The sequence below is a fragment of the Actinosynnema sp. NPDC059335 genome, from assembly GCF_042752395.1.
In the GTDB taxonomy this organism is placed as follows: domain Bacteria; phylum Actinomycetota; class Actinomycetes; order Mycobacteriales; family Pseudonocardiaceae; genus Actinosynnema.
Genome location: NZ_JBHYXZ010000015.1, coordinates 60,718 through 83,640, shown reverse-complemented (window position 1 = coordinate 83,640; position 22,923 = coordinate 60,718). Strand labels below are relative to the sequence as shown.

20 protein-coding genes are annotated in these 22,923 nt (G+C 72.3%); 12 read left to right on the top strand and 8 right to left on the bottom strand.

The window, feature by feature from the left end; genetic code table 11:
* The first annotated feature begins 138 nt into the window (after window positions 1–138).
* Genes ACFXGA_RS07610 through ACFXGA_RS07595 form a run of 4 tightly spaced genes read left to right on the top strand, consistent with a single transcriptional unit; the run spans window position 139 to window position 4,014 of the window.
* Complete coding sequence (locus ACFXGA_RS07610) at window positions 139–1,269, top strand: ABC transporter substrate-binding protein (RefSeq protein ID WP_378085227.1); 1,131 nt, start codon at window positions 139–141, stop codon at window positions 1,267–1,269.
* Between the two features lie 3 nt (window positions 1,270–1,272).
* Window positions 1,273–2,196 carry an ABC transporter permease gene (locus ACFXGA_RS07605; RefSeq protein WP_378085225.1) on the top strand — a complete coding sequence of 308 codons (924 nt, stop codon included), beginning with the start codon at window positions 1,273–1,275 and terminating at the stop codon, window positions 2,194–2,196.
* Window positions 2,184–2,969: an ABC transporter permease gene (locus tag ACFXGA_RS07600; protein ID WP_378085223.1), complete on the top strand. Its 786-nt coding sequence runs from the start codon at window positions 2,184–2,186 to the stop codon at window positions 2,967–2,969. Before ACFXGA_RS07605 ends, ACFXGA_RS07600 begins: the two co-directional genes overlap by 13 nt.
* A 1-nt stretch (window position 2,970) precedes the next feature.
* On the top strand, window positions 2,971–4,014 hold the full coding sequence (locus ACFXGA_RS07595) for an ABC transporter ATP-binding protein (protein ID WP_378085221.1): 1,044 nt from the start codon (window positions 2,971–2,973) through the stop codon (window positions 4,012–4,014).
* A 205-nt stretch (window positions 4,015–4,219) separates the two neighbouring features.
* On the opposite strand, the gene ACFXGA_RS07590 is transcribed toward ACFXGA_RS07595, so the two are convergent.
* Complete coding sequence (locus tag ACFXGA_RS07590; RefSeq protein ID WP_378085219.1) at window positions 4,220–4,834, bottom strand: hypothetical protein; 615 nt, start codon at window positions 4,832–4,834, stop codon at window positions 4,220–4,222.
* Between the two features lie 220 nt (window positions 4,835–5,054).
* The gene (locus ACFXGA_RS07585; protein ID WP_378085246.1) at window positions 5,055–6,485 is read right to left on the bottom strand and encodes an LVIVD repeat-containing protein; all 1,431 of its coding nucleotides are present in this window, start codon (window positions 6,483–6,485) and stop codon (window positions 5,055–5,057) included.
* A gap of 223 nt (window positions 6,486–6,708) precedes the next feature.
* Between ACFXGA_RS07585 and ACFXGA_RS07580 the strand changes: the two genes are divergently transcribed.
* Both ACFXGA_RS07580 and ACFXGA_RS07575 read left to right on the top strand, forming a co-directional pair.
* The gene (locus ACFXGA_RS07580; protein ID WP_378085217.1) at window positions 6,709–7,332 is read left to right on the top strand and encodes a DUF305 domain-containing protein; all 624 of its coding nucleotides are present in this window, start codon (window positions 6,709–6,711) and stop codon (window positions 7,330–7,332) included.
* A 149-nt stretch (window positions 7,333–7,481) separates the two neighbouring features.
* Entirely contained in the window at window positions 7,482–8,366 is an 885-nt protein-coding gene (locus tag ACFXGA_RS07575) for a GNAT family N-acetyltransferase (RefSeq protein ID WP_378085215.1), read from the top strand.
* Here ACFXGA_RS07575 and ACFXGA_RS07570 read toward each other — a convergent pair.
* Genes ACFXGA_RS07570 through ACFXGA_RS07550 form a run of 5 tightly spaced genes read right to left on the bottom strand, consistent with a single transcriptional unit; the run spans window position 8,363 to window position 13,799 of the window.
* A complete protein-coding gene (locus ACFXGA_RS07570; protein WP_378085213.1) occupies window positions 8,363–8,845 on the bottom strand; it encodes a nucleoside deaminase in 483 nt (160 codons plus the stop codon). The two genes, ACFXGA_RS07575 and ACFXGA_RS07570, sit on opposite strands and share 4 nt — an antisense overlap.
* A gap of 22 nt (window positions 8,846–8,867) precedes the next feature.
* Entirely contained in the window at window positions 8,868–11,090 is a 2,223-nt protein-coding gene (locus tag ACFXGA_RS07565) for a xanthine dehydrogenase family protein molybdopterin-binding subunit (RefSeq protein WP_378085211.1), read from the bottom strand.
* A complete protein-coding gene (locus tag ACFXGA_RS07560) occupies window positions 11,087–12,442 on the bottom strand; it encodes an 8-oxoguanine deaminase (RefSeq protein WP_378085209.1) in 1,356 nt (451 codons plus the stop codon). Before ACFXGA_RS07560 ends, ACFXGA_RS07565 begins: the two co-directional genes overlap by 4 nt.
* On the bottom strand, window positions 12,439–12,924 hold the full coding sequence (locus ACFXGA_RS07555) for a (2Fe-2S)-binding protein (RefSeq protein ID WP_378085207.1): 486 nt from the start codon (window positions 12,922–12,924) through the stop codon (window positions 12,439–12,441). Before ACFXGA_RS07555 ends, ACFXGA_RS07560 begins: the two co-directional genes overlap by 4 nt.
* Window positions 12,915–13,799, bottom strand: a complete 885-nt coding sequence (locus ACFXGA_RS07550; RefSeq protein ID WP_378085205.1) for an FAD binding domain-containing protein — start codon at window positions 13,797–13,799, stop codon at window positions 12,915–12,917. Before ACFXGA_RS07550 ends, ACFXGA_RS07555 begins: the two co-directional genes overlap by 10 nt.
* 201 nt (window positions 13,800–14,000) lie before the next feature.
* On the opposite strand from ACFXGA_RS07550, the gene ACFXGA_RS07545 reads away from it, so the two are divergent.
* Window positions 14,001–15,452 (top strand): PucR family transcriptional regulator, encoded by a 1,452-nt coding sequence (locus ACFXGA_RS07545; protein WP_378085203.1) that lies wholly within the window; start codon window positions 14,001–14,003, stop codon window positions 15,450–15,452.
* Window positions 15,453–15,624: 172 nt separating this feature from the next.
* Here ACFXGA_RS07545 and ACFXGA_RS07540 read toward each other — a convergent pair whose 3' ends face one another.
* A complete protein-coding gene (locus tag ACFXGA_RS07540; protein WP_378085201.1) occupies window positions 15,625–17,037 on the bottom strand; it encodes a DUF1996 domain-containing protein in 1,413 nt (470 codons plus the stop codon).
* Between the two features lie 799 nt (window positions 17,038–17,836).
* Here ACFXGA_RS07540 and ACFXGA_RS07535 point away from each other — a divergent pair.
* From ACFXGA_RS07535 to ACFXGA_RS07515, 5 genes are all read left to right on the top strand, one after another.
* Window positions 17,837–18,766, top strand: coding sequence for an SMP-30/gluconolactonase/LRE family protein (locus ACFXGA_RS07535; protein WP_378085199.1), 930 nt, complete (start codon window positions 17,837–17,839; stop codon window positions 18,764–18,766).
* Window positions 18,767–18,980: 214 nt separating this feature from the next.
* Window positions 18,981–21,398: a nitrate- and nitrite sensing domain-containing protein gene (locus ACFXGA_RS07530; RefSeq protein ID WP_378085197.1), complete on the top strand. Its 2,418-nt coding sequence runs from the start codon at window positions 18,981–18,983 to the stop codon at window positions 21,396–21,398.
* Between the two features lie 41 nt (window positions 21,399–21,439).
* Window positions 21,440–21,877, top strand: a complete 438-nt coding sequence (locus ACFXGA_RS07525) for a roadblock/LC7 domain-containing protein (protein ID WP_033440408.1) — start codon at window positions 21,440–21,442, stop codon at window positions 21,875–21,877.
* Window positions 21,877–22,248, top strand: coding sequence for a DUF742 domain-containing protein (locus ACFXGA_RS07520; protein ID WP_053718070.1), 372 nt, complete (start codon window positions 21,877–21,879; stop codon window positions 22,246–22,248). Before ACFXGA_RS07525 ends, ACFXGA_RS07520 begins: the two co-directional genes overlap by 1 nt.
* Window positions 22,229–22,822, top strand: coding sequence for an ATP/GTP-binding protein (locus ACFXGA_RS07515; RefSeq protein ID WP_378085194.1), 594 nt, complete (start codon window positions 22,229–22,231; stop codon window positions 22,820–22,822). The genes ACFXGA_RS07520 and ACFXGA_RS07515 overlap by 20 nt, the downstream gene beginning before the upstream one ends.
* Window positions 22,823–22,923: the final 101 nt, after the last annotated feature.

Genomic DNA, 22,923 nt, shown 5'->3' with positions numbered 1-22,923 from the left:
GGGAATTCGCCCACCCCGTCACCCAGGTCTCAGTCCGACCACCGTCCTTGACAACCGCGCGCGGCGTCGCGAATCCTCCGCTTGGCCGAACATTCCCGGTCCGCGCGAAGAATTCCGTCACCCCAGGAAGGCCCTCCCGTGAAGCACACCCGAGTCCTGCGGTCGGCGGGCGTCGGCATCACCGCGCTGGCGCTGGTCGCCGCCTGCGGCACGCCGCCGCCCAAGGACGGCGCCGCGAGCGGCACGCCGGCGGCCACCGCCGAGTCCGCCGCCGAGTTCGGCGGGCTGGACCAGCTCGTCGCCGCCGCGAAGGAGGAGGGCCGGCTCAACGTCATCGCGCTGCCGCCGGACTGGGCCAACTACGGCGAGCTGATCTCCGCGTTCGAGGCCGAGTACGGCATCGAGGTCGACAGCGCCCAGCCCGACGCGTCCAGCCAGGACGAGATCAACGCCGCCGAGCAGCTCAAGGGCGGCGACCGCGCGCCCGACGTGTTCGACCTCGGCCTGAACGTGGCCCTGGCCAACACCGACGTGTTCGCCCCGTACCGGGTGCGGACCTGGGCGGACATCCCCGAGGAGCTGAAGGAGCCGTCCGGGCTGTACTACGCCGACTACGGCGGTTTCATGTCCATCGGCTACGACGCCGCCAAGGTGCCCGCGCCGACCTCGGTCAAGGACCTGCTCAAGCCCGAGTACCAGGGCAAGGTCGCGCTCAACGGCGACCCGACCCAGGCCGGCGCGGCGTTCTCCGGCGTGGTCATGGCGTCCCTGGGCAACGGCGGGTCGGCCGACGACATCGCGCCCGGCGTCGAGTTCTTCCGGCAGCTCAAGGCCGCGGGCAACTTCCTGCCGGTCGACCCGTCGCCCGCGACCATCGAGTCCGGCCAGACGCCCGTCGTGATCGACTGGGACTACACCAACGCCGCGCAGACCGCGAAGCTCGCGGGCAAGGTCGACTGGAAGGTCGTCGTCCCGTCCGGCGCGCAGGTCGGCGCGTACTACAACCAGGCGATCAACAAGGACGCGCCGCACCCGGCCGCCGCGCGCCTGTGGCAGGAGTTCCTGTACTCCGACAAGGGCCAGAACCTCTACCTCAAGGGCCTGTCGCGGCCGGTGCGGATGGATGCGATGACCAAGGCGGGCACGATCGACGCGGAGGCGGCGGCGAAGCTGCCCGAGACCTCCGGTGAGCAGGTGTTCCTGACCCAGGAGCAGTCGGACGCGGCCAAGCAGGTGCTGTCCTCGACCTGGGCGCAGGCGGTGGGCTGACCGGTGGTCGCACCCGTCACCACCGCGGTCCTCGGCGCGGACCCGGCGTCGCCGCGCCGGCCGGGCCGGGGACCGTCCTCGACGTCCCTGCTCGCGTGGCTGGTCGTCGTGCCGTTCCTGGCCTACGTCGGCACGTTCCTGGTCTACCCGACGGTGCTCGTGCTCGCCGGGTCGTTCCAGGACCAGGACGGCGCGTTCACGCTCGCCAACCTGGCCGACCTGACCCGCGGCCCGTACCTGCGGGCGTTCCTGCGCAGCGTGGAGCTGTCCGCCCTCACCGCGCTGCTCGGCGCGGTGTTCGGCGGGCTGCTGGCGTGGGCCGTGGCGGCGGGTCGGCCGGACGGGCCGCTGCGCCGCGTGGTGGTGGCGGCTTCCGGTGTGCTGGCCCAGTTCGGCGGCGTGCCGCTGGCGTTCGCGTTCCTCGCCGCAGTCGGCTTCCAGGGTCTGGTCACGCGGTTCCTGCGGGACTCGTTCGGGCTGGACCTGTTCGCCGGCGGCGCGTGGCTGTTCGAGCTGCCCGGCCTCGCGCTGGTCTACACGTTCTTCCAGATCCCGCTGATGGTCATCGTGTTCCTGCCCGCGCTGGACGGCCTGCGCCCGCAGTGGCGGGAGGCGGTGGCGAGCCTCGGCGGCTCGGCGTGGACCTACTGGCGGCACGTCGGCGGCCCGGTGCTGCTGCCCGCGTTCCTCGGGTCGCTGCTGCTGCTGTTCGCCAACGCGTTCTCCGCCTACGCCACGGCGGCGGCGCTGGTGTCGCAGGGCAGCCCGATCGTGCCGTTGCAGATCCGCGGCTTCCTGACCGGCGAGGTGCTGCTGGGCCGGGAGAACCTGGGCAAGGCGCTCGGTCTGGGCATGGTCGTGGTCGTCGGCGTGGCGATGGGCCTGTACGCGTTGGTGCAGCGGAGGTACGCCCGATGGCGGCGGTGACCGGGCGCGGGGTCGCGCGGTCGGCGGTCCTGGTGGTGCTCGGGGTCTACTTCCTGGTGCCGCTGGTGGCGATGGCGGAGTTCTCGACCCGCGGCGCGGGCGGCACGCGCAGCCTCGCGTCGTGGTCGGGGATCGTGGAGGACCGCGACCTGGTCGCGGCGATCCTGGTGTCCGTGCAGCTCGCGGTGCTCAGCTCGCTGCTCGTGCTGCTGCTGTTGGTGCCGACCATGACGTGGACCCGGCTGAGGTTGCCCCGGTTGGGCCGGCTGGTGGAGTTCCTGTGCCTGCTGCCGATCGCGATCCCGGCGATCGTGCTGGTGGTGGGCATGGCCCCGCTGTACGCGTGGGTGAACTACTTCCTCGGCGACTCGCCGTTGACGCTGACGTTCGCCTACGCGGTGCTGGCGCTGCCGTTCGCCTACCGGGCGATCGACGCGGGCCTGTCCTCGATCGACCTCAGGACGCTGGCGGAGGCGGCCCGCGGGCTCGGCGCGTCCTGGGGCACGGTGCTGCTGCGGGTCGTGGTGCCCAACATCCGCACCGCGCTGCTCGGCGCGTCGCTGCTGTCGGTCGCGTTGGTGCTGGGGGAGTTCACCATCGCGTCGCTGCTGAACTTCGACACCCTCCAGGTGCGGGTCAACCTGCTCGGCAAGCGGGACGCGGGCGTGTCGATCGCGGTGTCGCTGCTGAGCCTGCTGTTCGCGTTCGTGCTGTTGTTCCTGCTCTCGTTCATCGGCGGGCGGCGTCGTGGTTCCGCCGCCGAGGAAGGCTGACATGGGTTACCTGCGCCTGGAGGGGCTGCGCAAGGCGTTCGGCGGCCAGACCGCGCTCGACGGGCTCGACCTGGAACTGGCCGAGGGCGAGCTGGTCAGCCTCCTCGGACCGAGCGGCTGCGGCAAGACGACGGCGCTGCGCATCGTCGCCGGGTTCGAGGCGGCCGACGCGGGCCGGGTGCTGGTGGCCGGCCGCGACATCACCCGCGTGCCCGCGAACAAGCGCGACATGGGCATGGTGTTCCAGGCGTACAGCCTGTTCCCGAACCTGACCGCGAGCCAGAACGTCGCGTTCGGCCTGCGGCTGCGCAAGGCCCCGCACCGGGACCGGCGGGTCGCCGAGCTGCTGGAGCTGGTCGGGCTCGCCCACCTCGGCAAGCGGTACCCGCACCAGCTCTCCGGCGGTCAGCAGCAACGCGTCGCGCTCGCCCGCGCGCTGGCCGTCCAGCCGCGCGTGCTGCTGCTGGACGAGCCGCTGTCCGCGCTGGACGCCAAGGTGCGGGTGGCGCTGCGGGACGAGATCCGGCGCATCCAGACCGAGCTGGGCATGACCACGCTGTTCGTCACGCACGACCAGGAGGAGGCGCTGGCCGTCTCCGACCGGGTCGGCGTGCTGTCGCACGGCCGGTTGGAACAGCTCGACACGCCCGCGGCGGTGTACCGCGAGCCCGCGTCGGCGTTCGTGGCGGAGTTCGTCGGTGTGACGAACGCGGTCTACGGCGTCGCCGAGGCGGGCGGCGTCCGGCTGGGCGCGTTCCGGTTCGACACCGACGCGGCGGCCGGGCTGACCGGCGAGGTCAAGGTGATCGTGCGGCCGGAGGACATCGGCATCGCCCCGCACTGCGGGCCGGCCGACGGCGCGCTGACCGGGAACGTGGTCACGCACAGCTTCCTCGGCCCGGTGACGCGGCTGTCCGTGCGGCTCGACGGCGGCGAGCAGGTGGTGCGGGTCGACCAGCCGTCCTCCCGCGCGGGTGACTTCCCGCCCGGCGCGACCGTGTCGCTGGACCTCGGGGCGGGCCGGGTGATGGTGGTGGAGACCTGACGGCCCGGCCCGGCGGTCGTGGTGGACCTGGACGCGGTCCGGGTGACGGTGGTGAAGACCTGACGATCCGGGGCGACGGCGACGGCGACGGCGACGGCGGTGGCGGTGGGGGCGGGGGCGGACCTGGACGCGGACCGGGCGGTGGTGTTCGGGCGGTGGTGTTCGGGCGCGACGGCTCGGTGCGGCGCGGGCGTGGTGGTCCGGGTCAGGGTCGGCGCAATTTCGTCAGTTTCACCCGTTCCGCGTCGGACAGCGCCGAATCGACCAAAACGCGTATGCCACGTGCGCCGATCGGCTGACCGTTCACGGACGTCACCCACGTGGTCGGCACGTCGGTGAACAACGTGACTTCCGGCGGACCGGCGAAATGCCCGTAACCCAATACCGTCGACCGGCTCACGCTCGGCCCGTTCAGCACCACGTAATCCTGGTCTGCCGGTGTCGGGTCGGTCACCCACGGCACCTCCTCGCCCAGGGTCCAGCCGCCCACCCCGCCGTAGCGCAGCAGGAACGTGCGCGCGTGGTGGATGGTGACCACGTAGTGGTGGGCGGACTCCGACCGCACCGGGTCGGGCACGCGGGTGAAGGTCAGGCCGTGTGAGACGCCCGCCGCGCGCAGCGAGCGGGAGAACGCCGCCAGGTCGCCGCCGCCGGTGCTGATCGCGCGGGAGAGCGCGGACCACGCGCCGGTGGCGGTCTGGTTCGGCAGCCGCGCGCCCGGCCAGGGGTCGAGGATCGTCATGCCGCCCCAGATGAGGCGCACCGCCGGGTCCGGCCAGACATTGTGCCGCTCACCCCGGTAGAGGGTCATGTCCGGCATGGGAATACTCCTCGCGAGGAATTCGTGAAGAGGAATCGGGGCCGATACTACGCCGAGTCGGCCCCGGTGCGGACGAATTCACCGCCAAGGAGTACCGGTGAGCGCTATTCCGGTGAACCCGGGGGAAATATGCAATGTTGGCGTTGGTCGGAACGGGTGGAGGGGCCCGCCGCGGGTGCGACGGGCCCCTCCGGGTCCGGACGTGGTCAGGCCGTTCGGGCTAGCGCGGGAACAGGTCCCGGTACGAGCCCTGCGTCTGGACGTTCAGCTCGCCGACGCGGACGAGCTTCGCCGTCGCCGTCCGCGGGTCGCGGATGTCGAGCACGTCGAGGCCCTTGGCCATGTCGGACGAGAAGATGTAGCCGTTGTAGTAGTACGCGGACCACGAGCCGCCGCCGGCGCCGTTGGGCAGCGGACCGCGCTCGAACCAGCCGATCTCCTTGGGGTTGCGGGAGTCGGTGAAGTCCCAGATCGAGATGCCGCCCTGGTACCACGCCTGCACCATGATGTCGCGGCCCTGCACCGGGATCAGCGAACCGTTGTGCGCCACGCAGTTCTCGGTCTCGCCCTGGATCCGGGAGATCTTGTAGTACGAGCGGAACTCCAGCTTGCGCTTGTCGCCGCGGCCGGTGATGTCGTAGATGCCGTCCGCGCCGCGCGTCTTGGCGATCGTCTCGTTGCACGTCGGCGCGCCGCCGCCACCCAGCTCGTCGGTGAAGACGACCTTGGTGCCCTCGTTGTTGAAGGTGGCCGAGTGCCAGAACGCGAAGTTCACGTCGTCCTGCACGCGGCTGATCTCGCGGGGCCGCTCGCGGTCGGAGATGTCCCACAGCACGCCGTCGCCCATGCAGGCGCCGGCCGCGAGGTCCTTGGCCGGGTACACGGTGATGTCGTGGCAACCGGAGGTGGCGCGGACGTAGCCCTCCTCGATCGTGCCGTCACGACCGGGGTTGCCGCCGTCCGGGAACAGCACCGTCTCGGACAGCAGCGAGGCCGCCGCCGGGTTCTTCAGCGGCACCTTCACGATGGAGATCAGGTCGTGCGGTGGCTGGCAGTCGGGGAAGGAGGCGTTCGGCCCGTACGACGAAACGTACAGGTAGACGTCCTTGCCCCGCTTGTCCGGCACCATCGTGTGGGTGTGGGAACCGCACTTGGTCTCGACCGCGGCGACGTACTTCGGGTTCTTCTTGTCGCTGATGTCGAAGATCTTGATGCCCTCCCACGCGTCCTTGTTGGTCGCGGAGAGCGGCGTGCTGGCACAGGAGTTGTCGCTGCGGGACGAGTCGGTGGACAGGAAGAGCAGGTTGTCCTTGACCGAGATGTCGTTCTGCGAGCCGGGGCACCAGACCGTGCTCACGATGGACGGCTTGCGCGGGTTGCGCACGTCGTAGATGACGAAGCCGTCGTAGTTGCCGTCGAACGCGTAACCGTCCTGGAACGCCAGGTCGGTCCACGTCGAGCCGGCGCCGAACGGCGCGGGCTTCGGCAGGTTCGCCAGGTGCTTGACGTTGCGGCTGTTGCGGATCTCGTCGACGCCGGGGATGCCGGCGGCCGGCTGCTCCTGGCTCGACAGTTGGGTCTCGGACAGTCCGGCCAGGTCGGCGTCGTCCGGGGCCGCGGTCGCCTGGGGCGCCCAGGCCACGACCGACAGGCTCAGCGCGAACGCTCCCAGGACCGCGGCCGGCGTTCTGCGCCGGCGGGTCGAATCGCGTACATCCACTTCAGGTTCCCCTTCCAACCCAAGTGCAGGGCCCGCAGTATCACCCGTTCGCAACGCTAAGGACCAGACCCATTCGTCGGGAATTTTCCGCACTTCCGACATGTGGGGTCGCCGGGTACGTTGGCGGCCGACCGGAGGGCTAGGGGGTAGCGGGATGCGAATGGTGTTCGTCGCGGTGCTGGTGGCCGTCCTCGCGGGCTGCACGTCGCAATCGGTCGACCAGCCCCCGATCATCGCGCCACAGGGGCCGGGTGAGCAAGCGCAAACCCTTGCGCCGGAGGACTTCGGCACGGACCGCTGGGTCGCGCCGAGCCAGGCGGACCTGACCTACGTCGCCCGGATGATCGTGCACCACCGGCAGGCGCTGGAGATGACCGCGCTCGCCCCGGAGCGGGCGCGAAACGAGACGGTGCGCGGGCTGGCGTCGCGGATCCACGACACGCAGGGCCCGGAGATCGCCGCCATGGAGCAGTGGCAGCGGCAGTACGCGGAGAACGCGCCCGCGCACGGCCACAGCGCCGACCTGCCCGAGGTGGACCACGACTCGATGCCCGGCATGGCGACCGAGCAGCAGCTGGCCGAGCTGCGCGCGGCCACCGGCTCGGACTTCGACCGGCTGTTCCTGCGGCTGATGATCGCCCACCACGAGGGCGCGATCAGCATGGCGGTCGAGCTGCTGTCCTCGGGCACCGACGTGCGGGTCGAGGACATGGCCAACGACGTGGTCGCCTCCCAGACCGACGAGATCGAACGCATGAAGGCCATCACCATCCCCTGACCCCGCGCGTGTCCTACGTTCAGAACGCGCGTGTCCTACGTTCAGGACCCGTGAGTCGTACGTTCAGGACCCTTGAATTCAACGCTCGGGCGTGACCCCGGACCGAAAATCGGGTGCGGCGGACCGCCGCCGCGGTGTGTGATCGGCGGATGGCGATCGTGTTGCGCGAGCCGGCGGTCCACGACCCGGACGAGGCGGTCGCCGTGCTGCGCGAGTGGCAGCACGACGGCGCGCCGATGCAGCTGCACCCCGGTGACCTGGGTTGGTTCCGGCGGTTCGGCGCGGACGCGACGGCCGCGGCGGTCCGGACGTGGAGCCGGGACGGGAGGGTCGTCGCCGTCGGCCTCCTGGACGGCCCCGGCCTGCTCCGGCTGACGACCGCCCCGGACGTCCGGCGCGACGAGGAGCTGGCCCGGCGGCTGGTCGAGGACGCCACCGAGCCGTCACGCGGCCTCCTGCCCGAGGGCACGGCCGGCCTCGACGCCCCGGCGGACGCGCTGCTCCACGACCTGCTGCCCGACGCGGGCTGGACCGCCGACGAGCCGTGGACGCCGCTGATCCGCGACCTGTCCGACCCGGTGCCGGAACCGGGCGTGCGCATCGAGGTCGTCGGACCGGACCGGGCGCACGTGCGGACCGCCGTGCAGCGGGCGGCGTTCGACCGGTCCACGTTCACCGACGAGGCGTGGCGCGCGATGGCCGCCGGGCCGGCCTACGCCGACGCCCGGTGCCTGGTCGCCCACGACCGGGGCGAGGCGGTCGCGGCGGTGACGGTGTGGTCGGCCGGTCCGGGCCGGCCCGGCCTGCTGGAACCGATGGGCGTGCACCGGGACCACCGCAGCCGCGGCCACGGCCGGGCGATCACCCTCGCCGCGGCGGCCGCGCTGCGGGAGATGGGCGCGTCCAGCGCGGTCGTCTGCACCCCGAGCGCCAACGCGGGCGCGGTCGCCACCTACCGGTCGGCCGGCTTCCGGCAGCTCCCCGGCATCCGGGACTGGCGCCGCCGGTCCACCGGCACGCCGCGCACGACCTAGTAGTCCACCCGGTCCGCGTGCGCCAGCCAGGCGCTGAACGGCGCGGTGTCCTCGCCCGTCGGCACGTGGTGCACCGGCAGGCTCCACGTCTCCCGCGGCCGGCCGAACAGGTCGTGGAACTCCCGGTCGTCGAACCCGGCCGCCGCCGCGTCGTGCCGGTCGGCGGCGTAGACGACCCGGTCCACCCGCGCCCACAGCGCGGCGGACAGGCACAGCGGGCACGGCTCGCACGACGACACCAGCACGCACCCGGTGAGCCGGAAGTCGCCGAGCGCCCGGCAGGCCGCGCGGATGGCGACCACCTCGGCGTGCGCGGTCGGGTCGAGCGTCGGCGTGACCTGGTTCGTGCCGGTCGCGATCACCTCGCCCGCCCGGACGACCACCGCGCCGAACGGGCCGCCGCCCTCGGCGACGTTGCGGGTGGCGAGGTCGATCGACGCGCGCAGCCAGGCGTGGTCGGGCGACACGGACGTGGTCATGGGTTCTCCTCGGTGCGGGGGATCAGACGCCGGTGATGTGCTCGGGGCGCACGGGCACCCGGGTCAGGGCGAGGCCGGTGGCGGCGCGGATGGCCGCGACGATCGCCGGCGTGGACGAGATCGTGGGCGGCTCGCCGACGCCGCGCACCCCGTACGGGGCGTTCGGGTCGGCCAGCTCCAGCACGTCGATGCTCATCGGGGGCATGTCGAGCACGGTCGGGATGAGGTAGTCGGTGAACGACGGGTTGCGCACCCGACCGCCCTCGACCTGGATCTCCTCCATCACCGCGAGGCCGAGGCCCTGCGCCGACCCGCCCTGGATCTGCCCCAGCACGGCCTGCGGGTTGATCGCCTTGCCGACGTCCTGCGCGCAGTCCAGCTCGACCACCTTCACCAGGCCCAGCTCCACGTCCACGTCCACCACGGCGCGGTGCGCGGCGAACCCGTACTGCACGTGCGCGTTGCCCTGCCCCGTCACCGGGTCGACCGGCTCGGTGGCGCGGTGCCGCCACTCCACCGTCTCGTCGACCACCTCGTCGCCCAGCAGCGCGGCCAGGTCCACAGTGGACAGGTCACGGCCGCCGGCGAGCTTGACCAGCTTCTCCCGCACGGCCGCGCACGCGGCCTTCACCGCGCCACCGGTCACGTAGGTCTGGCGGGACGCCGAGGTGGAGCCGCCGTTGCCGATGGAGGTGTCCATGGGCAGGATCGTCACCCGCTCCACACCCAGCTCGGTGCGCACGATCTGCTGCATGACGGTCACCAGGCCCTGGCCGACCTCGACGGCGGCGGTGTGCGCCAGCGCGGCCGGCTCACCGTTGATCACCTGCAACCGCACCCGCGCGGTGGAGTAGTCGTCGTAGCCCTCGGAGAAGCAGATGTTCTTGATCCCCACGGCGTACCCCACGCCGCGCACCACGCCCTCGCCGTGCGTGGTGTTCGAGACACCGCCGGGCAGGTCGCGCAGGTCCGACCCGGCGGGCGGCGGCATCGGCTTGTCCCGCACCAGCTTCAGCAGCTCGGCGACCGGCGCGGCCGAGTCGACCACCTGCCCGGTCGGCATGACCGAGCCCTCGCTCATCGCGTTGGCGATCCGCACGTCCACCGGGTCCATGCCCAGCGCCTCGGCGAGCTTGTCCATCTGCGACTCGTAGGCGAACCCGGCCTGCACCGCGCCGAACCCGCGCATCGCGCCGCACGGCGGGTTGTTGGTGTAGACGCCCCAGCAGTCGACGGTCACGTTGTCCACGTCGTACGGGCCGATGCCGAGCGTGGCCGCGTTCGCGACCACCGCCGGGGTGCTGGAGGCGTACGCGCCGCCGTCGAGGAAGATCCGCGCCTTGACGTACACGAGCTTGCCGGTGCGGTCCGCGCCGTGCTCGTAGTACAGCACCGCCGGGTGCCGGTGCACGTGCCCGTAGAACGACTCCTCGCGGTTGTAGACCATCTTGGTGGGCTTGCCGGTGTGCAGCGCCAGCAGGCACGCGTGCACCTGCATCGACAGGTCCTCGCGCCCGCCGAACGCGCCGCCGACGCCGGACAGCGTGAGCCGCACCCGCTCCAGGGGCAGCCCGAGGGCCGCCGCGACCTGGCCCTGGTCCACGTGCAGCCACTGGGTGGCGATGTAGAGGTCCACGCCGCCGTCCTCGGCGGGCACGGCCAGCCCCGACTCGGGCCCGAGGAACGCCTGGTCCTGCATGCCGACCTCGTACCGGCCGGTGACCACGACCTCGGCCCGCGCGTCCTGGTCGCCCCGCCGCACGGGCACGTGCCGCACCAGGTTGCCGCCGGGGTGCAGCGGCGTGTCGTCGACCGCGGTCTCCATGTCCACGACCGGGGTGAGCACCTCGTACTCGACCTTGATGCGCGCCATCGCGCGCCGCGCCGTCTCCGGGTGGTCCGCGCCGACCAGGGCGACCGGCTCGCCCTGGTAGCGCACGACGTCCTCGGCGAGCACCGGCTGGTCCTTGTGCTCCAGGCCGTACCGGTTGACCCCCGGCACGTCCCGGTGCGTGAGCACGGCGTGCACGCCGGGGACCTTCAACGCCTCGGTGATGTCGACGGACGCGATCCGCGCGTACGGGTGCGGGCTGCGCAGGGTCGCGCCCCAGATCATGTCCTCGTGCCACAGGTCCGAGGCGTAGGCGAACTCGCCGCGCACCTTGAGGTTCCCGTCCGGCCGCTGCGGGCTGGAGCCGATGCCGCCGGCCACGGCGGAGGTCAGTTCGGCGGGGGTGAGGCTCATCGCGTCCCCTTCAGTCGCTCGGCGGCGGCCCGCAGGTCGCGCGCGAGGTCGGTCTCGGAGGCGGTGCGCAGCTCGCCGTCCTCCACCACGGTCCGGCCGCCCACCAGCAGCAGCTTCAGCCGGGGCCGCGGCCCGAGCACGAGGGCGGCCACCGGGTCCTCGATGCCCGCGTGGTCCAGCCCGTCGAGCCGCCACACCGCGAGGTCGGCGAGCTTGCCCGGCTCGATCGAGCCGATCTCGGCCTCCCGGCCCAGGCACCGCGCGCCGCCCATCGTGCCCAGCCACAACGCTTCCCGCGCGGTCAACGCCCGGGGCCCGCCGCGCTGCCGGGCCTGCAGCAACGCCTGGTGCAGCTCCTCGACCAGCCCGCCGGCCTCGTTGGACGCCGCCCCGTCCACGCCGAGGCCCACCGGCGCGCCCGCGTCGAGCAGGTCGCGGACCGGGGCGATGCCGGTGCCCAGCCGGCCGTTGGACGTGGGGCAGTGGGCGCTGCCGGTGCCGGTCGCGCCCACCCGCTTCACCGCTTCGGGCGACAGGTGGACGGTGTGCGCCAACCACACGTCGTCACCGAGCCAGCCGAGGCGTTCGGCGTACTCGGTGGGCGTGCAGCCGTACTCGGCCAGGCACTGCTCCTCCTCGTCCACGGTCTCGGCGAGGTGGGTGTGCAGCCGCACGCCCTTGGCGCGGGCCAGCTCCGCCGCGCCGACCATCAGCTCGGCGCTGACCGAGAACGGCGAGCACGGGCCGACGGCCACCCGGACCAGCGCGTCCGGGGACGTGTCGTGGTGGTCGTTGACCGCCTGCTCGGTGGCGATCAGCGCGGCCTCGGTGTCCTCGACCAGGTTGTCCGGCGGCAGGCCGCCGTGCGACCGGCCGCGGTCCATCGAGCCGCGCACGGCGTGCAGCCGCACGCCGACGCGCCGGCCCGCCTCGACCAGGGCCGCGAACTGGTCGCCGCCCTCACGGGGGAAGACGTAGTGGTGGTCGGCGGCCGTCGTGCAGCCGGTGGTCGCGAGCTTCGCCAGCCCGGCGGAGGCCGCGGCGTGCGTGATCCCGGCGTCCAGGCCGCGCCACACCGGGTAGAGCGTGGTCAGCCACTCGAACAGCGTGGCGTCCTGGGCGAGGCCGCGGGTGGCCCACTGGTAGAGGTGGTGGTGGGTGTTGACCAGGCCCGGCGTGACCAGGCAGCCGCTGCCGTCGACCCAGGTGTGCGGCCCGGTCGGCCGGGGCGCCTGGCCCGGCCCCACGGTGGTGATCCGGCCGTCCTCGATGACGACGTGGCCGACCGCGTGCTCGGTGCCCGCGGCGTCCACGGCGGCGACCGCGACGCCGTCGAGGATGGTCGGCGTCATCCGGACCCGCCCCCGGCGTCGGCCCGGCGGGCGGCGGCGAGGCGGACCGCGTCCAGGATCTTCTCGTAACCCGTGCAGCGGCACAGGTTCCCGGCCAGCGCCTCCCGGATCTCGGGGTCGCTCGGCCTCGGCACCCGGCCGAGCAGGTCGTGCGCGGCGACCACGAGACCGGGCGTGCAGAACCCGCACTGCACCGCGCCCGCCTCCACGAACGCCTCCTGGACGGGGTCGAGCCGGTCGCCGTCGGCCAACCCCTCGACCGTCCGCACCTCGCGGCCCTCCGCCTGGCCCGCGGCCACCAGGCAGGCGCACACCGGCGTGCCGTCCAGGTAGACCGTGCACGAGCCGCACTCGCCCTGCTCGCACGCGTTCTTCGAGCCCGGCAGGCCGAGCCGTTCGCGCAGCACGTACAGCAGGCTCTCGCCCTCCCACACGTCATCGGCCTGCCTCGGCTCGCCGTTCACCGTCACGTTCACCCGCACGGTCGGGCCACCTCCTCGGTGTAGTCGTGCCAGGCCCAGCCCAGCGCCCGGCGGGCGAGCACGGCGAGCGCGTGCCCGCGGTACGCGGCCGAGCCGCGCACGTCGTCGATGGGGCTCGCGGCCTGCGCCACCAGCTCACCGAACCGCCGCGTCACCGAGTCCGGCAGGGGCTTCGGCGACGTCCAGCGGTCGGTGTCGGTCAGCTCGGCGGCCAGGAACTCCTCGGCCGCCGACGCCCGGCGCGGCGTGGGCGCGGCACTGCCGACCGCCGCGCCGACCCGCCGGTCCGCCGGGTGCAGGGCGACGGCGAACGAGCACACCGCGATCACCATCGCGTTGCGCGTGCCGACCTTGGAGAACTGCTGCGGCGCGCGGGTGACCGGCACCCGGACCGCCGTGATCAGCTCGTCCGGCTCCAGCGCGTTGCGCTTCACGCTGAGGTAGAAGTCGGTGGCGGGGATGTGCCGGGTGCCCCTGGTGGACGCCACCTCCACGGTGGCGCCCACGGCGAGCAGCACGGGGTGCGCGTCCCCGGCGGGCGAGGCCGCGCCCAGGTTGCCGCCGACCGTGCCGCGGTTGCGGATCTGCGGCGACCCGACCGTGCGGGAGGCCATGGCCAACCCGGGCAGGCGGTCGCCCAGCTCCTCGATGATCCGCGTGTACGGGACGCCCGCGCCGAGGCGCACCGCGTCGCCGTCGTGGTCCCACGACCGGAGTTCGGCGATCCGGGTCAGGTCCAGCAGCGCGGGCGGCCGGCGGTGGTCGAAGTTCAGCTCCACCATCACGTCCGTGCCACCGGCGATGGGCACGGCGTCCGGTCGCTGCGCCTTGAGGGCCAGCGCCTCGGCCAGCGTCTCGGGACGGAGGAAGTCCATCAGCCACCTCGGTGGTGCGGTGCCGGTGCGGGAGTCAGTACACAGACGTCGTGGGGTCGTCGGCTACGGCGACGGCCCACTGAATCCCGGTCCGCTCGTGGCGGGGGATTCGTGCTTTCCTACAAAAACCGTCGGACGATGGTAAACCGCCGGGATGACGGGGAGGGGGTGCGCGCGGTGCGGGTTCGGAGTCTGCTCGGGATGCCGGAGCTGCGACTGCGGACCGTTGTCGGCGCGGAATTCCTCGACAGGCCCGTGACCAGGCTCTACGGCACGGAGCTGCCGGATCCGGCGCGTTACCTCTCCGGCGGTGAGCTGGTGCTTTCCGGGTTGCTGTGGTATCGCGCGGCGGCCGATTGCGAGCGGTTCGTCGCCGCCCTGGCCGCGGCGGGGGTCGCCGCGCTGGCCGTCAGCCCGCCCGACGCCGGCGAGCTGCCCGGGGCGCTGGTCGAGGCGTGCGAGCGGCACGGGGTGCCGCTGCTGGAGGTGCCGGTCGACCTGTCGTTCGCGGCCATCACCGAGCGCGTGGTGCTGGAGCTGGCCGCCGAGCGGGCGGCCGACGCGGGCGCGCTGCTCGGCCGGCACCGGCGGCTGCTGACCGTGGTCGCCGAGGGCGGCGGGCTGTCCGAGCTGGTCGCGGCCGGCGCGGCGGAGCTGGGCGCGCCGTGCCGGGTGCTGTCGTGCACCGGTCACGTGGTCGCCGGGCCGGAGCTGCCCGGCGCGGCGGCGCTGGTGCGGGAGTTCCTGGTGGCCGACCGGCTGCCCGTCGCGGTGCGGGGCACGACGCTGCTGCCGGTGTCCGTGCGGGGCGGCTCGCGGCTGACGTCGTGGATCCTCGTGGTCGAGGGCGACCGGACGCGGGACGAACTGGCCGTCGAGCTGGCCAGCCTGGTCGGCGTGGAGCGGGCGCGGGTCGTGCAGGGGCGCGAGATCGAGAACCGCGCGGCCGGGCCGCTGCTGCGGGAGGTGCTCGCGGGCGGTGACGTCGCCGCCCGGATCTCGGCCGTCGGGTGGGATCCGGACGTGCCGCTGCGGGTGCTCGCCGCCTCGGCGCCGGGCGGGCGGGTCGAGCAGGCCGCGGCGCTGGTGGAGGAGGTGCTGGCGGCGGTCGCGCCGGCGTTCCTGGTGGCCGCCGTGGACGAGGAGGTGTACGCGCTCGCGCCGTCCGGGCCGTGGACCGAAGGGCTCCGGCCGGCGGTGCGGACCCTGGAACCGGGGCTGCGCTTGGCCCGGCTGCTGGTCGGCCTGTCGTCGCCGGTCGGGCACACCGGGCTGCGCGGCGCGGCGCAGGAGGCGTCCCACGCCCGGCGGCTGGGCGAGCGGCGGACCGGGCGGACGTGCGTGGTGGCGGGGGAGGAGATCGCCCTGCACCAGCTCCTGCTCGCCGGGGTGCCGGACGACCTGCGCCGTTCGCTGCGCCGGCGGCTGCTCGGGCCGGTGCTGGACTACGACGCCGAGCACGGCTCGGACCTGGTGGGGACGCTGCGGGTGTTCCTCGACTGCTCCGGCTCCTGGACCGCCGCCGCCGCGCGGCTGCACGTCCACGTGAACACGCTGCGGTACCGGGTGGGCCGGGCCGAGGACCTGCTGGGCGTGGACCTGTCGGAGTTCACCGAACGGGTGAACCTGTACCTGGCGCTCCAAGCCGGCTGACGACCCGGCCGCCCGGTGGATGTGCGGGCCATCCCCGACCCGCCGCCGCGCGGGCCGGGGATGGCGTCCTCCTCACCTCACCCGCGGCCGCGGGGCGTGGGTCCCCCGCGGCGGTCGCCACGGCGAGGTGGGCGACCGGGAGGTCCCGCGGTGGGCGAGGAAGTCGAGGTCGTCACTCCTGGCACCGGCGGCCGGAGTTCACGCAGCGCACCAGGCGGTCCATGATCTCCCCGGACATGACGTTCGCGAAGTCGTCGTGGTCGGAGAGCGGGTTGTGCTCCTCCTGCGGGAAGGCGTCGACCGCGTACTGCCCGGCGACCTGCACGTCCCGGGGGATGTCGTAGGTCAGGCTGATCCGCAGCTGCGGCACGGCCGTGAACCCGCGCGGGCACTGGCCGTCGGCGTCCGGGTAGACGATGTGGTCGCGGTGGTTGGCGCTGTCGGTGTTGCGGCCGTCCCAGCAGCTCGGGAAGTCGTGGATGCGCTTGACCTTGCTGCCCCCCGGGCAGATCGGGTACTTGTCGATCAGCACCTTGTCCTCGAACCCGGTGCACGTCCACGACTTGCGGGCGTTCTTCGGGCCGTTGGTGGAGACCTTCGCGTCGCCGTACAGCACGCGCAGGAACTGCGGCATCGGCTGCACCTTGCCGACGGGGCTGCCGCGGAAGGTGATGTCCACGACCTCGGGGCGCTGGATCTCGCCCTCGTTGCCGGGCAACTCGTTCTCGTCGCTGGGGGTCTTGCCGTCGCCCTTCCCCGGCGCGTCGGGCTCGGCCTCGCGGGCCGCCTCGGCCACCTTGGCGTCGTTGGCGTCGCCGTCCTTCACGGTGCACGGCGCGAGCCTCTTGAGCCCGCGGGGGCGTTGCGCGACCCGGTCGATGGCCTGCACGATGCGGTCGATCGCCGCCGTCCTCTTGTCCCGCAACGGCCCCAGCACGGCGTTGTTGACGAAAGCGGGGTCGTCCACGTTCGCGGCGGCCTTCAGCTTCCGGTTCGCCTCCGCGATCTGGTCCTTCATCGCCTGGAGGTTGCGGTCCACCTCCGCCTTGGCCTGGCGCGGCACGGCGCGCAGCTTCCGCTTCACGTCCGGGCACTCGACCTCGGCGTCGCCCGGCCGGCCGGGCTCCTCGTCCTCGCCCTCGCGGTCGATCCGCACCACGGGCCAGAAGTAGGCCGACTTGTCGCCGTTCTTGCAGGTGGTGTCGGCTTCGAGCAGGCTCTCGTCGGTCGAGTCGGCGTCGGTCGACACGTTGCCGACGTAGTCGTGCAGGTGCTGCGCGCCGTTGCGGACACCGGGCTGCGCGATGAAGTTGTCCGGGTTGAAGTGCCCGTTCTCGTTGCGGCCGCAGTCGACGGTGAACGTCCCGGTGCTCGCCCCGCGCCGGGGCTGGGGTGTGCGCACGTTGCGCTGCTGCTTCGTGATGTCGACGAACAGGGAGATGTCGGCCCCGTCGGCCTGGGCGGTGCCCTGGTCGCCGGTGGTGCTGATCGCGACCGCCAACCCGATCGTGAGCGCCAACCCGGTCACGCCCGCGGTCAACTTCGTGCGCCGTGAAAACCGGTGCCGCCCCTGGTTTCGCGTCATGGATGTGTCACCTCGTCGTAGGTACGCGCATGTGCGTTGAACCCCGACCGCCGGCGGGCGGTGGACACAGTGGCATACGTACCGCACCCGGTCCGCGACCTGACCGTTATCTGTTCGTTATCCGAAACCGACCCCTGTCTTCGAGCCCGCGTTGCGCGATGTGGACGGCCGCGACCGGCGACGTGGACACGGGGTGGGCCGGCTCGGGCAGGCGCAAGAGGTCGTACATGGTGCGACGGAGGACGGCGGCCGCCGCCCCCGGGCGGGAACTGAACGCCTCGGCCAACCCGGGCACGGGCGTGGCCACGTCGGGCGAAGGCCGAGCGGGGTCGATCAGCGGCGCGGCCCGGTACACCAGGACCCGAGCCGCAGGGGCGAACGGTCCAGCGCCCGCGTCATGGGACGACCACCTGGCCATGGGTGTGGATGAGCCGCACGCCTTACCGCCGTGGGTGTCCGACCCGCCGGCGAGCGCTCGATCTTCCGCGCCCCGACCCGTTCCGGCCCGTGGCCGGCCAAACGGTGCCACGAGTCCACCCGACGATCCCCCGACGGCCCATGCCATTTCTGTGGCACTCGAGTCACGCGGAGTGCAGGAGGGGGAGCTGTGAGGCGCAGCAGCGAGAACGTGGTGTCCGGTACGGCCTACGGTCCGGTCGTCCAGGCGGGGAGCGTCGGGGCGGTGCACTTCGGCGTCGATCCTGTCGGTTCCCTGTGGGTGCTTCACCGCGCGGTGATCGCTGCGGAACACTCCGGACGTCTCAGGAGCGCACGCTCACGAGCGAAGGAGGATGTGGTCATGTCTCGCACACTCGGTGCGCTGGCCGCCGTGGTGCTGGGGGTCTCCCTCGTCACCGCCGCGCCCGCCGCCGCCGCGCAAGCGCACCCGTTCCCCGCGCGGTTCCCGCTGCCCGACGGCTTCCTGCCCGAGGGGATCGCCATCGGCTCGGCGCCGGTCGCCTACTTCGGGTCGCGGGCGGACGGCGACCTGTTCCGCGTCGACCTCCGCACGGGTCGCGGCGAGGTGTTCAGCCAGGGGCCCGGGACCGCGTCGGTCGGGTTGAAGGTGGACCGGCGCAAGAGGCTGTTCGTCGCGGGCGGCGCGGGTGGGGACGGGCGGGTGGTCGACGCCCGGACGGGAGCGGTGCTCAAGTCCTACCGGTTCTCGGGCGACTCGGACACTTTCGTCAACGACGTCGTGATCACCGACGACGCCGCCTACTTCACCGACTCGCGCAAGGCGGTGCTGTATCGCGTCGCGTTCGGCCGGCACGGCGCGTTGCCGGACTCGCACACCGCGATTCCGCTGACCGGCGACTTCGTGTTGACGCCGGGCGTGAACAACGCGAACGGCATCGCGGAGACGCCCGACGGCAAAGCCCTGTTGATCGTCCAGAGCAACACCGGCGCGCTGCACGAAGTCGATCCCGACTCCGGCCGCACCACCCGCGTCGACCTGGGCGGCGAGGTGTTGACCAACGGCGACGGGCTGCTGGTCGAGGGCCGCACGCTCTACGTCGTGCAGAACCGGCTCAACACGGTCGCGGTGTTCGCGCTGGCCAGGGACGGGTCGGCCGGGACGCTGGTGACCAAGATCACCGACCCGCGGTTCGACGTGCCGACCACGGTGGCGTCCTTCGCCGGCCGGCTGTACCTGCCGAACGCCCGCTTCACCACTCCGCCCACCCCTACGACGACGTACGACGCGGTTTCGGTGCCGAAGCCGTGAAAGTCGGGGGGCCGGTACCGAGAAGTTCACATCGGCCCCCTGTTCGGGGCATCACTCGACTGGGTAACCTCATCGTCGCGTCGCGCAAGTGATCGCTGTCTCTTCGTAATAATGATCTTAAGGTGTTACCGTTCCGTCGCCGATCAGGTGATGAAGAGGCAGTGTTCCTAGTGCTGCGCCTGACCTGGCACCACGGACGAGGCTGCGGAGCGCTGTGAAGCAGAAGAGCACCACTACGGAGACGAACTACAAGACGATCCGTTCACGTCTCACCGGCGTCGTCGTCGTCCCCAGCATCGTCCTTCTCATCATGTGGGCGCTGTTCTCGTCGTACACCCTGTTCGACGGCTTCTACCTCCGTGCCGTGGCCTCGGGCGTGAAGGACGCCTCGATCCCGGCGGTCCAGACCTTCGCCGCGCTCCAGCGGGAGCGCGAGCTGAGCATGACCGCCCTCAGCCAGCCCGACCGCGGCACCAGCGACCTGGAGGTGCAGCAGGGCGAGACCGACCGGGCGGTCGACGAGATGCGCGCGGCGTTCGACGAGCTGGCCTCGCAGGCGCCGCAGGAGATCGTCGACAAGATCAACGCGCTGAACGTGCTGCTGGACCAGCTGCCGCAGCGCCGCTCCGCGCTCGAGGCGGGCCGCGCCTCCAAGACCGAGATCTACACCTACTACAACAGCCTCCTCGACGCCGGTGACGCGCTGTTCAGCGTGCAGGCCCGCGTGGTGCCCGACCACGAGTCCGTGAAGGGCGCCATCACCTCGACCGAGTACTTCAAGGCGGCCGACTGGATGTCCCGCGCCACGTCGCTCGCGTCGAGCGCCCTGGCCGCCGGGCAGTTCACGCCCGAGGAGCACATCGAGTTCGCGAACCTGGTCGGCGCGTACCACTCGGCCTACGACTCGATCGCGCCCTACGCCCGCCCCGAGGTGCGCGAGCACTACCAGTTCATGATCGAGGGCGACCAGTGGAAGCGGCTGGTCGAGTTCGAGGGCAGGCTGATCCAGAACGGCTCGAAGCCGTCCAACGCCGGGTCGCTGCAGGACTGGCAGAACATCAGCGGCCCGATCTCCGACGAGCTGACCGCGCTGGTCAGCGAGCAGGCGTCCGGCGCGGTGGGCGTCACCATGGCCCGCGGCGAGAGCAAGTTCCGCACCGTGCTGATCGGCAGCCTGGTCGCGCTGCTCGCCGTGATCATCGGCATCCTGATCGCGATCCGCACGTCGAACCGCCTGGTCAACCGGGCCCTGATCACGCGGCTCGCGGCGTTGAAGAAGGACTCGCTGACCCTGGCCCACGAACGGCTGCCCGACATCGTCGACCGGCTCCGCGAGGGCAAGCACGTGGACGTCGAGGTCGAGGTGCCGCCGCTGGACTACGGCAGCGACGAGATCGGCCAGGTGGCCGACGCGTTCAACGCCGCCCAGTACACCGCCGTCGCGGCGGCGGTCAAGGAGAGCCAGGCGCGCGAGGGCGTGAACCGGGTCTTCCTCGACATCGCGCACCGCAACCAGGGCCTGGTGCACCGCCAGCTCAAGATCCTCGACAAGCTGGAGCGCGAGGAGGAGAACCCCGAGCAGCTCGACGCGCTGTTCCAGCTCGACCACCTCGCCACCCGCGCCCGCCGCAACGCCGAGAACCTGATCATCCTCGCGGGCGAGCAGCCGGGCAGGCAGTGGCGCAAGCCGGTGCGCCTGCTCGACGTGCTGCGCGCCGCGGTGGCCGAGACCGAGCAGTACGTCCGCGTGAAGGTGAACCCGGTGCCCGAGACCGCGCTGGTGGGCGCGGCCGTCGCGGACACCATCCACCTGATCGCCGAGCTGGTGGACAACGCCACCGCGTTCTCCTCGCCCCGCTCCCAGGTGCAGGTGCACGCCAGCGAGGTCCCGCAGGGCATCGTGGTCGAGATCGAGGACCACGGCCTGGGCATCAACCCCGAGGACCGCGAGCAGCACAACGCGATGCTGGCCGACCCGCCCGAGTTCGACGCGATGCGCCTGCGCGGCGAGTCGCGGCTGGGCCTGTTCGTGGTCGCCCGGCTGGCCGCCCGCCGCGGCATCCACGTCGAGCTGCGCGAGTCGCCCTACGGCGGCACGCTGGCGCTCGTGCTGATCCCGTCCGCGATCGTCGCGGGCCCCACCACGGCGACGGAGCCCGCCGAGACGCGCCAGCTCCCGCGCCGCACCTTCCACGACATCCCGGAGCAGGGCGACGACTCAGTGCGAGACGCCAGGTTTCCCGACAGTTCCCGAGACCTGGAGGGGTTCTGGGCCCAGGCCGAGGCCGCGGCCAACGAACATCCCCTTCCAGAGGTCGAACGACTGAGCGGCGGGCTGGACCTGTCGCAGCGCAGCGGCGAGTTGGAGTTGCCGCAGCGGAAGCGGACCACCGAGTGGCCCGCGGAGGACCCGGGGCCGGCCGCCGGCGCGGACCGCCCCGAACTGCCACGCAGGCGCCGTCAGCAGAACCTGGCGCCGCAGTTGGTGCGCAACGATTTCCACCCTTCGCCCGAACCGCTCCCCGAGGTCGATTCCCAGCAGTCCGCCGAGAAGGTCCGCAAGGGCCTGTCGGCGTTCCAACGGGGTACACGTGACGCGAGGCGGACACCCGCCGACGACCTCGAACCCTGATCAGCAGTGGCCGGACGACTGGAAACCGGAAAGGCAACCCGATGAACGACATGACCAGCCAGCACAACGAACTGAACTGGTTGTTGGAGGACTTGGTCAGCCGGGTGGTCGGAGCTCGGCACGCGGTGGTCCTCTCGGCCGACGGTCTGCTGCTGGGGCGCTCGCCGGGGCTGTCCAAGGACGACTCCGACCACCTCTCGGCCATGGCGTCGGCGTTCCAGAGCCTGGCCCGGGGCACGGGACGGCACTTCGGCGGCGGCGCGGTGCGGCAGACCATCGTCGAGATGGAGCACGCCTACCTCTTCGTCACCGCGGCCGGCCACGGCGCCTGCCTGGCCGTCCTGGGCGAAGAGGACTCCGACATGGGCATGATCGCCTACGAGATGAACATGCTCGTCAAGCGCGTCGGCACGTACCTGTCGTCGGCGCCGCGCGGCACGGCCGCCGCGAGCCTGCCCGCCGCGCGAAGGTCTTCCTGATGGCCGGCCGCGAGGACTGGTGGTACGACGAGGCCGCGGGCCCGCTGGTCCGCCCCTACGCGATGGTGCGCGGTCGGACGCGCCCGTTGCGGCCGGAGCTGCACCTGGTGACGCAGGTGCGCGCGATGCCCTCCCCGTCGGACCCGGACGCGCTGTCGGTCGAGCACATGGAGATCATGGAGCTGTGCCGGCGGCCGCTGTCCGTGGCGGAGGTCGCCGCGTACCTCGACGTGCCGCTCGTCGTCGTCAAGGTGTTGTTGAGCGATCTCATCCAACGCGGTGACGTCGTGATCCGAGACCCCTCCCGAGTCCCGCAAGTGCCGGACCGGAACCTGCTCCAGGCGGTGTTGGATGGTGTCCGTGGAATCTGAGCGGCCGGGTGGGGAACTCCTCGTCCCCACCCCAGTGAAGATCGTCATCGCCGGTGGCTTCGGCACCGGGAAGACGACGATGGTCAACGCGGTCAGCGAGATACCGCCGCTGCACACCGAGGAGCTGCTGACCGAGGCCGGGGTCGGCGTCGACGACGTGATGGGCCTGGAGGCCAAGGAGACGACCACGGTCGCCCTCGACTTCGGCCGCATCACCATCAACCCGGAGGTGGTGCTGTACCTGTTCGGCACCCCGGGCCAGAACCGGTTCTGGTTCATGTGGGACGAGCTGGCCTACGGCGCCATCGGCGCGGTGATCCTGGTCGACACGCGCCGGCTGGACAGCAGCTTCCCGTCGATCGACTTCTTCGAGCGGCGCGGCATCCCGTTCATCATCGCGGTGAACTGCTTCGAGGGCGCGCACAGCTACGAGGTCGAGGAGGTGCGGCGGGCGCTGGACGTGGACGCCGCGATCCCGCTGGTGCTGTGCGACGCGCGGGACCGCGAGTCGGCCAAGACGGTGCTGGTGAGCCTGATCCAGCACACGATGGACCGGCTCGACGCGATGGCGTGACGCCGCGGCCCGGCGCGACGGGCCCACCGACGCGAGAGGGGGGGGGGGGGTGTTAGTGTAAAACCCCCACCCCCCCAACAACCCCCCCACCCACCCACAGA